This window comes from Chromatiaceae bacterium (assembly GCA_016714645.1).
Lineage (GTDB): Bacteria > Pseudomonadota > Gammaproteobacteria > Chromatiales > Chromatiaceae > M0108.
Genome location: JADKCI010000002.1, coordinates 587,499 through 600,139, shown reverse-complemented (window position 1 = coordinate 600,139; position 12,641 = coordinate 587,499). Strand labels below are relative to the sequence as shown.

At 65.8% G+C, this 12,641-nt stretch carries 8 protein-coding genes; all 8 read left to right on the top strand.

Annotated elements, in window-relative coordinates:
- Window positions 1-8: 8 nt before the first annotated feature.
- The gene (locus tag IPN92_09665) at window positions 9-2,531 is read left to right on the top strand and encodes a ferredoxin (protein ID MBK8638527.1); all 2,523 of its coding nucleotides are present in this window, start codon (window positions 9-11) and stop codon (window positions 2,529-2,531) included.
- 26 nt (window positions 2,532-2,557) lie between these two features.
- The gene (locus IPN92_09660; protein MBK8638526.1) at window positions 2,558-3,391 is read left to right on the top strand and encodes a 4Fe-4S binding protein; all 834 of its coding nucleotides are present in this window, start codon (window positions 2,558-2,560) and stop codon (window positions 3,389-3,391) included.
- A 16-nt stretch (window positions 3,392-3,407) separates the two neighbouring features.
- A complete protein-coding gene (locus tag IPN92_09655; GenBank protein ID MBK8638525.1) occupies window positions 3,408-7,982 on the top strand; it encodes a 4Fe-4S binding protein in 4,575 nt (1,524 codons plus the stop codon).
- A gap of 2 nt (window positions 7,983-7,984) precedes the next feature.
- Window positions 7,985-9,328, top strand: a complete 1,344-nt coding sequence (gene rsxC / locus IPN92_09650) for an electron transport complex subunit RsxC (GenBank protein ID MBK8638524.1) — start codon at window positions 7,985-7,987, stop codon at window positions 9,326-9,328.
- A complete protein-coding gene (locus IPN92_09645) occupies window positions 9,325-10,344 on the top strand; it encodes an RnfABCDGE type electron transport complex subunit D (protein MBK8638523.1) in 1,020 nt (339 codons plus the stop codon). Before rsxC ends, IPN92_09645 begins: the two co-directional genes overlap by 4 nt.
- Window positions 10,341-11,027: an FMN-binding protein gene (locus tag IPN92_09640; protein ID MBK8638522.1), complete on the top strand. Its 687-nt coding sequence runs from the start codon at window positions 10,341-10,343 to the stop codon at window positions 11,025-11,027. The genes IPN92_09645 and IPN92_09640 overlap by 4 nt, the downstream gene beginning before the upstream one ends.
- 187 nt (window positions 11,028-11,214) lie before the next feature.
- Window positions 11,215-11,865 carry an electron transport complex subunit RsxE gene (gene rsxE / locus IPN92_09635; GenBank protein MBK8638521.1) on the top strand — a complete coding sequence of 217 codons (651 nt, stop codon included), beginning with the start codon at window positions 11,215-11,217 and terminating at the stop codon, window positions 11,863-11,865.
- Window positions 11,862-12,440 (top strand): RnfABCDGE type electron transport complex subunit A, encoded by a 579-nt coding sequence (locus IPN92_09630; protein ID MBK8638520.1) that lies wholly within the window; start codon window positions 11,862-11,864, stop codon window positions 12,438-12,440. Before rsxE ends, IPN92_09630 begins: the two co-directional genes overlap by 4 nt.
- Window positions 12,441-12,641 lie beyond the last annotated feature (201 nt).

Genomic DNA, 12,641 nt, shown 5'->3' with positions numbered 1-12,641 from the left:
TTGAAAGCATGACGACTGCAAAGCAAGCCGGCGGCGTACGCAGGACCCAGCAGCGATCGGGCGGAGCGGCGCCGTCGCTTCCGGTCCTTCCCGGCGCGGTGAAGGACGTCAAGACCACCCGCAAGCTGGAGTTCACGCTGCGCCATTTTCACTTGGGGGATCCCGGGGCCAAGGCGGAGCTGGAGCCGGCGGGCGACGACTTCCTGCCGGCCCTGCTCGACCCCTTCCGCGACACCTCCCGGCTGCGCTACGAATATCCCCTCTTCCTGTATCCGCCAGATAGGCAGGACAGCCACCGGAAGGCAATCCACCTGGCCGGGCCCCTGTCCGAGTGGCTCCAACAGACGGTGGCCGCCGCCGCGCCGGGGGAGGACAAGGCCCGGATCCTCAAGGACCACCTGCCCTGGTTGGAACACTACCTGCGGCAGGCCCTGGCCCCAACCGAGGGACCGGTGGCGGCCGCCGCCCGGCTGGCCGAGGCCGGCGAGGCCCTGCAAGGGCACCTGAACCTCGACCAGGCCGCGCGCGAACGCCTGGCCGGAGATCTGCAAGGACTGGTCACGCAGGCCCCGGCAGGGGCCATGCTCCTGGCCTACGGGCGTTACCCCGCGTTGCACCTGCTGGTACATGCCATCCACAGCCGGGTGATCCCGCGCCGGGCGCGCTTCCACGCCCTGATCGGCAATTGCATCCGCGGCCTCAAAGAATTGCTCGAGGTGGAGTGGACCAAATCGGACGAGTCCATCGAGCCCGCCCGGGCGCGGGACAGCGTGGGACCCGGCGCGGCCCTGTTTGACGCCGCCGCCCTGTCCGAGGTCATGGACCATGTGCGCGGCACCCATCAGATGCCCTCCGAGCGCCGGGCGCGCATCCAGCAGGCCCTGGCGGTGCTGGAGCGCTGGAGGGATGACCCGGTGCTGGTGCGCTTCGTCCATGACGGCAGTCTCGCCTCCGAATGGGTGAAGGGGGACCCCTCCCTGGTCGACCTCGCGGACGTCGACCCCTGCGAGCGTGCCACCCGGCTGTTCGACGAGCAGGCCGGGCGGCTGGCGGAGGCGTTTTCCGCCGTGCGCATCGCCCAACTGGAAATCAACGGCATCTACGATCCCGCCATCCACGACCCCTGGTTCGCCAAGTTCAACTGGGAGGGCTTCTCCCAGGACGAGTTGCTGCTGGTGCCCTCGGTGATCGCGGTGGGGTCCGCGGACTGGCTGGCGGGCGATGGTCTGCACGCCTTCTCCCGGCTGCTGAGCTCCGGGCGACCGGTGCAAATCCTGATCCGGGTGCAACCCAGCAACAATCCGGGCACCCGTCCCGAGGAAAACCCTTTCGACCGCTACCGCATCGAGCTCGGCTATCTGGGCATAGCCCACCGCCAGGCGGTGGTTACCCAATCCTCGCCCGCCCGCCACGAGCACCTAATGGAGGGTTTCCTGTCGGGCCTAGATGCCACCCGCACCAGCCTGCACCTGATCAACACGGGTCTGCGCCCCCCCTCCAGGAAAATCCCGTTGAATGCCTGGCTGGTGGCCGGCGCGGCCCTCGAGGGCCGCGCCCACCCCTTCTTTCACGTGAATCCGGAGGCTGGGGACTTCGCGGCGGCGCGCATGAATTTCGCCGGCAACCCCCAACCGGAACTGGACTGGCCCATCCAACCGTTCCATTACATGGACGAGAACGGCAACCGCGTGGACCAGGAGTTGGCCTTCACCTTCGCGGATTACGCCCTGCTGATCGAACGCCTGAGTCATCATTTTCGCATCGTCCCGCCTGGGTGCGAGTCCGATGCCCTGGTGCCCATGCAGGACTACCTGGCCATGAAGCCGGACGACGCTTACCAGCGCATGCCCTATATCTTGGCGGTCGACGGCAACGCCCAACTGCACCGGCTGCTGGTCTCCCGGGAACTGGCGCTGGCCTGCCTGGACCGGCTCAATTTTTGGCATACCCTGCAGGAGCTGGCGGGCGTGCGCAACCACTATGTGGACATCGCGGTGGAGCGGACCCGCAACGAGGAGCACCTGCTGGCGGAGCAAGAGCGCGAGCGGGTCCAGGTCGAACACAAGGCGGAAGTGGAGTGGGTGCGCGACACGGCCGCCCGCGAGGCCATGGAACGGCTCTCCAATGTCATACTTGGCATGGACTTTACCTCGGGAGTACCTGGCGGTTTCGTTCCGCCGGCCCCGGCCCTAAGGCCAGGGGGCGAGCCCGCCGCCGCGCCAATGGCGGTAGCACCGGCGCAGCCCCAGGCAACGGTTGCTCAGGAAGAGACCCTCTCCTTCGACGAGCCCTGGATCGATACCCCCCTATGCACCAGTTGCAACGACTGCATGAAGGTGAACCCACTCTTATTCTTATACAACGAGGATAAACAGGCCCGGCTCGGGGACGTCAACAAGGCCACTTACGCCCAACTCGTGAAGGCGGCGGAGCTTTGTCCGGCAAAATGCATCCATCCCGGCCAGCCCTGGAATCCCAACGAGTCGGGACTGGTCGAGTTGATCGAGCGAGCCGCACCCTTCAATCGATGAGCGGATTCATCATAGCACCGGCGATCATGACCGGGATCGGTCTGGTCTTCGCCATCATTCTGACGATCGCCTACCGCTTTCTGCGCGTTAAGGAAGACCCGCGCATCGAGCAGACCGAAGGGCTGCTGCCCGGCTCCAATTGCGGGGCCTGCGGCCAGGCCGGTTGTCACGCCTTTGCCGAGCAACTCGTGTTGGGTGCCGTACAGCCCAGTCAATGCACCGTCTCCAACGCGGAGGCGGTGGAGGCGGTGGCGGAACTGTTGAATGTGGACCCGGGCCAGCACGAACGTCTGGTGGCGCGGCTGCACTGCGCGGGAGGCAAAGGACAGGCTTATCAGATCGCCGAATATTGGGGATTCGAGAGCTGTCGCGCCGCCTCCGTCGTCTCCGGGGGTGGGAAAGGCTGTTCCTGGGGTTGCCTCGGGCTGGGGGACTGTCGTACGGCTTGCACCTTCGAAGCGATCCAGATGAACCGCAACGGACTGCCGGTGGTGGCGATCGACAAGTGCACAGCCTGCGGCGATTGTGTGGAGGCCTGCCCGCGGAACCTGTTCGAGTTGGTTCCCCTCAAGCACAAACTGTTCGTCCAATGCAGCGCGCCGCTGAGTGGCGATGCGGCGCTGGCGCTGTGTACCGCAGCCTGCGATGCCTGTGGTCGGTGCGCGGCCGATGCGGCCCCCGGCCTGGTGCTTATGGCCGATAACCTGCCGATTGTCGATTACTCGGCTGGCGGCCCGGCAAGGCTGGAAGCGACCTATCGCTGCCCCACCGGAGCCATTCAATGGTTGGAAGGGGCCCAGTTCGCCGATGGCGAAACGACCAACGTTCACAGCGAGACCCGATATGCCCAGCTTCGCTAATTCGGCATTGAGATTGTTGAGCCGAGTCCTGGGCGCCCCGTCCCGGATCGAGGGTCCTTATGCCGGGGAGGCGACGGCCCTGGACGGCAACACTGCCGTCGCCGTCACCGAGACGATCCTCGGCGAGGCCGCCGGCCTGGGCGCATCCTTCCCGGCGGATACCGCGGTACTGGCCTGGCGCGCCGAGCAACGGCGACTCGGCACGAATCTGATGGGAAAGGCCCTTGCCGGCTGTGTGGCCGAGGGCCCCAGAGGGGGGCTGGCGGCCGCCCTCGGCCTGTCGATGGCCGGGACCCGGGCCACGGCCTTCCTGTCGGGACCAGACCTAGGGGGTGCACTGGATCTCCTGGCCAGTGCCGCCGGGCAGCGTCTGCCCCTGGTGGTGCACCTGAGTGGCCGCGCCCAAGGCGGATCGGGCGCCCCGGTAGGCAGTGGCCACGAGGCCTATCACCAGACGGCGGACAGCGGCTGTTTTCTGCTATTCGCGGCCAATGTCCAGGAGGCAGTGGACTTCACCCTGATTGCCCGCCGGGTGGCGGAACAGACCCTGATCCCAGGCCTCGTGGCCATGGACAGCGAGCAGACGGCGCTCGCGATGCAGGACGTACGGCTGCCGCCCCGGGGGTTGGTGGCGGAATACCTCGGCGCCCCGAGTGACCTCATTCCCCCCCCCACCCCCCCCCAAGCCCTGTTGTTCGGCGAGGAACGCCGCCGCGTGCCCCGCCGCCATGACCTGGACCGACCGGTCCTGCAGGGCGCGCTGCAATCCGCCGCCATCTGGGGCCTCGGCAAGGCCGCGGGTCGTGCCTATTTCGATGCACACCTGGCCGCCGCGTTGGACGAATCCCTCAGCCACTTTGCCAAGCAGACGGGGCGTGCCCATCCATGTGTCTCCGCCTATCGGATGGAAGATGCCACGCTGGTGCTAGTGGCCCAGGGGGCAGCGATCGAGACTGCCGAGGCGGCGGCCGACCAGGTCCGCTCGGCCCATAAGATCCGGGTCGGGGTACTGGGGGTACGCTCCCTGCGGCCGTTCCCAGACGCCCAAATCCTGACCCATCTGGGCAGGGGACGCCGGGTCTGCGTACTGGAACGTCTGGATACCCCCTTGGCTGGCGAGCCCCCCTTACTGCGGGAGTTGCGCGCCGCCCTCGGGCGTGCCCTGGAGAAGGGTCGTTTCGCGCCCGCCAGCCACCCCGGTTATCCGGCCTTCCGCGAGGCGGAAGTTCCCCACCTGCTCTCGGTGGTTTATGGCTTAGGTGGTCTGCCGTTGCATGCCGGGGACTTGGTGGATCTCTGTACCCAAGCCAAAAGCATTCGGCGTACCGCCATCTATCTGGGACTGACCTTCGCGCCGCCTGCTAGCGCCTACCCTAAACGCCAGGTATTGCTTGACCAGTTGCGCCGCAGTTATCCGGATATCGCCGATCTGGGGCTGGTGGGCTGCGGTGACCCACCCGACCTGCGGCCCGCGGGTGCCTTCACGCTCGCCATTCACCGGCTGTCGGGAGCGGGCGGCGAGGGGCTGGCCGCGGAGGCCGCCGCCTTCCTGCGTCAGGTCGTCGGCGGACATCTGCGCAGCCGGCCGGCCCTGTTCACCGCGCCCTGGGGCGACTATTGCGTCGACCGTTTCACCATCGCCGCCCGCGAACTGCGGGATCCTGGCGACCGGGTTGCCATCGATCTCTCCTTCGTCGAAGGGGATACGGCAAACCACCTCATGGATCCCTGTGCCGATCTGGCGTCAGGCGGAGCCCTTCTGCTGGAGGAGTCAGCCGCGGGGCCACCCTCGCACTTGACCGAGGCCCTGCGCGGAAGGGGTGCGCTGCTGTATGGCGTGCCCGCCTTCGCCGGCGCTTCCGATGGCGGGGAGTCGGCACAGCGCAACGAATATCTCCTCGGCGCCCTGTGTGGGGCACTGCTGGATCTCGGTCTGATGGAGGTCAAGCCCCGCCGCATCCTGTCCCTGCGCGAGGAGGTACTCAGGGGTGTCCCGGAGGGGCCGCGGGAGACGAGGCTCGGGGCCTTCAGCGCCGGCCTGGAAGGGGTCCGCAAGCTCGACACGGGGACGTCCGTGGCGGGGGATCTCCTCGCCGCCCCGGCGGTGGACGATGTGCCGCTGGTAGTCCGCCGGCTCGGCAACATGGACGGTGCCTACGACAGCCTGCCCCGCTTCTGGGACCAGGTTGGTGTCCTCTACCGCACCGGGGGGACCGCGGAGCTGGCCGCGGATCCCTACCTTGCGCTCGGGGCGGTGCCTCCGCTGTCCGCGGCATTTCGGGACCTGAGCCCGACGCGGGATCGGCTGCCCGTCCTCGATCCGGCGGCTTGCACGGGTTGCGGGGCCTGTTGGAGTCGTTGTCCGGATGCCGCGATCGGGCCCGCGGCCTTAGCCCCTGGCCCGCTGCTCGAGGCCGCCATCGCTGGCGTCGGCGCGGATGCCCTGCGGCCCATGATTTCAAAACTGGCGGCCCGAATGAGCACCCGGTGCAGCGAACAGGGAGCCGTCGCGAACGCCGGTGATCTGCTGACGGAGTCCTTCGGCTGGTTGCAAGCAAAGGCCTCCCTGGCGGCCGAGCGTCTGCAGACCATGCAAGCGGGACTCGACAAGGTAGTCGAGAGGTTTGGCTGTCTGCCAGCTGCGATCACCGAGCCTTTCTTTTTCCTGCCCGAGGGCGCGGCAAAGGGTAGCGGTGAATTGCTGTTCCTCGCGTTCAACCCGGACACCTGCAAGGGTTGTGGAATTTGTGTCTTCTCCTGCGTTCCGGGGGCACTGAGCCTTGCCGAACAGACCCCGCGGACGCTTGAGCATGCCCACCGGCTATGGAGGGCCTGGGAGCTGTTACCCGACACTCGCACCACCACCCTGGAACGGGTGGCTACCAGGCCAGAGGTGGGGGCGCTAGCGGCGGGCCTGCTGTCTCGCCGCAGTGCCCAATCCATGGCGGGCGGCGATGGTGCCGAGCCGGGCTCCGGGGAACGGCTCGCGCTGCGCCTGGCCTTGGCTGCCGTCGAGACCCGGCAGCGGCCCCTGGTAGATCGTTTTATCGCGGAGGTTCGTGCCACCCGGGAGAAGGTCACCGGGCTGATCCGACGGATACTGGCCGCCGCTTTGCCCGCGGATGATCTGGACGCCCTGGCGCGGGGCCTGGACAGGGTCGATACGCGCCAGGCGGAACTCAGCGCCTTCATCAGGGACGCGGAGAACGCGGTCGACAGCGGTATCGACGCCCCACGGATGCGCCGGCTGGTGGTATTGGCGCAGCAACTGGGCGATCTGGCTTGGCGCCTGTCCGAGGGGCGGCAAGGCTACGGGCGCGCCCACCTGGGACTGGTGCTTTGCTCCGATGCGCCGTCGGGCTGGGCCGGGATATTTCCCTACAATCCGTTCCGCGATCCGGTAACCCTCGATCTGACCGGTGACGGTGCTCAACTCGCCGCGGGGCTGCTGGAAGGTCAGTTACGGCAGGCGACCGAGGGCTTCATTCTGATGCGCAAGGCCAGCCTTGAGTTGGAAAGCCCCGCCGACGCAGTGCGTCAATGGTCGAGCCTGGACGGGCTGAGTTGGCGCGATCTGACCACCGAGGAGCGGGCGCTCTGTCCTTCCCTGCTCCTGGTCGGCAGTGCGGCCATCCTCGCGGGCCGAGGGCTGGCCCAGGTAGCTTGGCTACTGGGCACCGATCTTCCGCTCAAGATGATGCTCTTCGCCGAATTGGACCTGGGGCTGTCCACTCGGGCCGCGGTGGAAGCACCCTTGGTCGCCGTCGCGGACCCGGCGATCAACCTGGCCCTGCTGGCGTTGGCCCAGCGCGGCGCCTGTATCGCGCAAAGCTCGATCGGCGCCCCCGCGCATCTCGGGCACAGCCTGGATGCGGCCTGGGCCTTTGCCGGCCCCGCGCTACTCCACGTCCATGCGCCCAGTCCGGAACGCCACGGCTTTGCGCCACAATTGACCGTTGAACAGGCCCACCGCGCCCTGGAGGCGCGGGTTTTCCCGCTTTTCCGCTACGATCCACTCGGCGAGGGCGTATTCGGCTCCCGCCTCAGCCTGGAAGGCAACCCGGAGCCCTCCGCCATCTGGGCTGGCGAGGCACTGGGCCATGCCCCCACCCCAGCTGATTGGGCCTTGACGGAGGGCCGTTTTGCAAGCTGTTTTATGCCGCTCCCCGAGGATGCGTCGTACCCGATGCCACTGGCCGAGTATCTCATGCTTGAAGATTCGGCACGGGGAGGCAGGACGCCCTTCGTGTCGCTCGCGCGGCAGGATGGGGAATCGACCCGCTACGCGGTCGCTGCGCCGCTGGTTCGCGCAAGCGAGAGGTGCCAACAGGCTTGGCGCACCCTTCAGGAACTGGCCGGCGTCGTGACCCCCTTCACCTCGCGCATCGAGCGGGAAGTTCGGGATGGGGTCGCTGCAGCCCACGAGGTGGAGCTACGGGCGCTGCGTGACGAATACGAAGGGCGCATCCGCAATCTCCAGGAGGAGATGCGGGAGAAGACCCGCAAGGATATTCGCGACCGCCTGATGGTGTTGGCGGGATATGGAGGGGGTGGCGTCGAAGGCGAGTTGTCGTCCGGGGCGCTGCATTAGAAATGGATGCCCTGTACACCTTGCTTAGGCGCGGCTTCCGTCATGGCGTTCATCCGGAAGAACACAAGGAGCGCACGGAGGGAGTGCCGATCCAGCGGATGCCCTTCGTGGGCCGCTACGTGCTGCCCCTTGGCCAGCATCTTGGGGCGCCATCCAAACCCGTGGTAGAGGTGGGTGAGAGGGTGGTGCGTGGCCAGCTCATCGCGGAGCCTGGCGCCTTTGTCTCCACCAGCCTGCATAGCCCGGTTACCGGCTGGGTCCGGGCGATCGCGAGCCGGCGCCATCCCGGTGGCCTTTTCGCCCGTTCCATCGAAATCGAAACCGATCCCTATGCCACCCAAAGACTGACCCCCCGCCCACCACTTGCATGGAAGGCCCTATCGATCACGGATTTCATCGCCGAGGTACAGAAGGCAGGCATCGTCGGGATGGGTGGCGCCGCCTTTCCGGCCCATGTGAAATACTCCCTTCCGGACGGTCAGCATATCGACAATGTCCTGGTCAATGGCGCCGAATGCGAGCCCTTCCTAACCAACGACCACCGGCTCATGGTGGAGCGTCCCGATGCCCTGTTGCGCGGCATCGAGATCCTGCTGCACGTCCTTGGCGCCAAGGCCGCGACCATCGGTGTGGAACTGAATAAACCAGATGCCATCTCCGTCCTGCAACGACGCATCGACCCCGCCGGCCCGGTCCGGGTGGTGCCCTTGCGCGTGAAATATCCCCAGGGAGCGGAGAAGATGCTGATCAAGGCGATCTACGACCAGGAGGTCCGGTCTGGAGAACTGCCGCGGGATATCGGCATCGTCGTGAACAATGTGGGGACCGTGGTGGCGATCGCCGACTGGCTCGATTCGGGCGTGCCACTAATTGAGCGCGTTGTGACCGTCTCCGGTAGAGGAGTTGCGAAGCCTTCAAACCTGATTGTCCCCTTGGGCACGCCGGTGCGTGAGGTACTGCGCTTTTGTGGTGGGCTGCGGGACGACACCGTCGAAGTCGTCGTGGGCGGTCCCATGATGGGCACCACGGTATCCAGCCTGGATGTACCCGTGCTGAAGGGAACCTCGGGCCTGTTGGCCTTCACCCGGGAGGAATCAGTCCGTCCAAAGGAATACCCCTGCATCCGTTGCGGCCGATGCGTCGAAGCCTGTCCGGCCTTCCTTAACCCATCGCGGCTGGCTCGGCTCGCCAAGGCGCGGATGTTCGGCGAGATGAAGCAGTATGCGGTAATGGACTGCATCGAATGCGGATCCTGCACCTATTCCTGTCCTTCGGGCATTCCCATCGTCCAACTCATCCGCACCGCGAAGTCCCAACTACGGCAACCCACGAGAAAGACTGCATGAAACAGAAGGATCCCCGGCTGCGGCTGCAGGCCGCCCCCCTGCTCAGGCAGCAGATGACCACCGTCCAGGCCATGCAGGATGTGATCTACGCCCTGCTACCGGCGACCCTGGCGGGCATCTGGTTTTTCGGGCTGGGGGCGGTCCTGGTTTTGCTGGCCAGTATTGCCGGTGCCGTGCTCACCGAGTGGACCTTTTCGCCAGTGCAGCAGCGCACGGGGCGGCTGCTGGACGGCAGCGGCCTCCTCACTGGCCTGCTACTGGGCCTGACCCTGCCGCCTGCCCTGCCTTTGTGGATCGCCTTCATTGGGGGCGCCGTATCCATTGGCCTGGGCAAGTTGATTTGGGGCGGACTGGGGTACAACCTGTTCAACCCGGCCCTGGTGGGGCGCGCCTTCCTAGGCGGTACCTTTCCCAACGCCATGACCACCTGGAGCGACCCAACGACCGGTGCAGGATTCTTCCACGTCTATTCCTCCAACCTGACCCTGCCCTTCATGCAGGCCCATTACGATGCGATCAGCGCCGCCACGCCCCTGGGACTCATGAAGTTCGAGCACCAACCCACCCCCCTCCTAGACCTGATGCTCGGCAATACCGCTGGCTGCCTGGGCGAGACCAGCGGGCTGTTGTTGTTAGCGGGCGGGGTCTACCTGTTGTTGCGGCGGAATATCGACTGGCGCATTCCGGCCGGTATCCTGATCGTGGTAACCCTTTTCTCGGGCATCCTGTCCCTGGTGGACGCGGCACGCTACCCAGGGCCCCTGTTCTCGGTGTTTTCCGGCGGATTGCTCATCGGCGCCTTCTACATGGCCACCGATCCGGTGACATCTCCACTCACCCCGCGCGGGGCATGGATCTTCGCCGCCGGGATCGGACTGCTGGTGGTGCTGATCCGGGTCTTCGGCGGCTTTCCGGAGGGGGTGATGTACGCCATCCTGCTTATGAACGCGGTCACCCCCCTGATCGACCGTTACACCCAGCCGCGGGTCTTCGGCAAGGGCATCGAGGCGAAATGATGGACACCCCCCAGCCCATCCCCAAAGCGGACGAGCCAAGCTCCCTCCGGCTGGTCGCCACCCTCGCCTTCGCCGGCTTCATGTCTGGTTTGATCATCGTCACGGCCTTCGAGTCCACCCTGGCCTCCATCACCGCGCACCGGGATCTGACGCTCGAGCAGTCGGTATTCAAAGTTCTCCCGGGCGCCGTCAGCGTGAGCCGGATGGTCCAACGCGACGAGCGGCTGATCGTCGTCGAGCGGGAGGGCAAGGGCGAGGATGTCATCCTTGGCGGCCACGCGGCCGACGGGCGCCTAGTTGGCTACGCCATCCCGGCGGCCGGTCCTGGCTTTGCGGACACCATCCGCCTGCTGTACGGCTATCTCGCCGAGGGGCGCAAGGTGGTGGGCATGGAGGTGCTGGAGAGCCGCGAGACCCCCGGTCTGGGGGACAAGATCTACAAGGACGCAGCGTTCGTCGCCAACTTCGCTAACCTGTCCGTCGACCCCGAGATCGTGGCGGTGAAGAAGGGCAAGAAGGCTGCCCCCAACCAGATCGATGCCATCACCGGCGCGACCATCTCATCCAAAGCGGTGGTTAAGGCTATCAACACCGCCAATACCCTCTGGCTGCCGCGGCTGGAAGCGGCGTCCGGCTCGCAAGCGGAGGCAGCTCCAACGAGCCCCAAGGACGCGAATGAGTAATCAAGATTGAGAGATCGGCCGGACTCGTCGGCTAAGTCCGATCGCACACCCGTCCTCCCGACAGGGGCTGCCGGGACCCAGGCGCCAGGGACGGCAAACATCGGAGAATCCGCGGCGCCTTCGACATAGCGACGTGGCCAAGAAAAGAAGCTAAAACAACAGCACCGACGAGCACCAGGTATCAACCATGCCCAAGATCAAACCAGACGCCTACCAGGAATTCATCAAGGGCCTGTGGCGGGAAAACCCGGTGTTCGTCCAGGTGCTGGGCATGTGCCCCACCCTGGCGGTCACCAACTCGGCGGAGAACGCCCTTGTCATGGCCGGGGCCACCATTTTCGTCCTGGTGGGGTCGAGCTTTTTCGTCTCCGCGCTCCAACGCTGGATACCGGCGCAGGTGCGCATGGCCACCTACATCGTTATCATCGCCACCTTCGTGACCGTCATCGACTTCGGCCTGGAGTCTCTGTTGCCCAGGGTGCACAAGGAACTGGGGCCATTTATTTCCCTGATCGTCGTCAACTGCATCATCATGGCCCGACAGGAGGCCTTCGCCGCGCGTAACCCCGTGCGTCTGGCGTTGGTGGACGCCCTCGGCATGGGCATCGGCTTTCTGTTTGCCCTGCTCGCCCTGGGGAGCGTGCGCGAGATCCTCGGCGTGGGCAGTCTGTTCGGCATCAACCTCTTCGGCCCGAATTTCGAGCCCTGGGTCATCATGATTCTGCCGCCCGGCGGCTTCCTCACCCTCGGCCTCCTGTTGCTCTTCTTCAACTGGTTGAAGGAGCGCAAGGAACGCCTGGTGCGACGCATCGATGCGATGGAGGCCCAAGCGCAATGAACGATCTACTGTGGATCTTCGTCAGCACCCTGCTGATCAACAACTTCGTTCTTGCCTACTTCCTCGGGATCTGCCCCTTTCTCGGCGTCTCCCAACGCCTGGACACCGCCTTCCGGCTGGGTATGGCCACCTCCTTCGTCATGCTCATCACCGGCCTCTGCGTTTGGTTCCTCAACACCTACATCCTCGAGCACGCGCCCTATCTACGGCTCATCAGCTTCATCGTGGTCATCGCCAGCACGGTGCAGTTCATCGAGATGGTGATCAAGAAGCTGAGCCCCGCCTTGTTCAGGGCCCTGGGGATCTACCTGCCGCTCATCACCACCAACTGCGCCGTTCTCGCGATCGCCATCTTCACCACCAACAAGGGCTATGGCCTGGTGGAGGGAATGGTCTATGCCCTGGGGTCGGGCCTCGGCTTTACCCTCGCCATGGTGCTGATGGCCGGGCTACGGCAGGAAACTGAGTTGGCCCCCGTCCCCCGCCTGATCCGCGGCACCGCCATGAACCTCATCATCGCCGGCATCCTGTCCACCGCCTTCATGGGCTTTGCCGGTCTCTTCAGCGCGACCTGAGGAATATCGTTTCATGTGGGCATATCTCATTGCCATCGCCGGGCTAACCACCCTGTGCGCCGCCTGGGTTCTCTTTCAACAGTGGATCGCCCGGGTCGACCCCGAGCAGGGCGATTGCTCAGTGAGGCGTGGCGGGTGCGGGGGATGTGGGTGTAGTAATCCCAAAGGGAGCGATTGAACCACCAAAACCGCCAAGGAGGG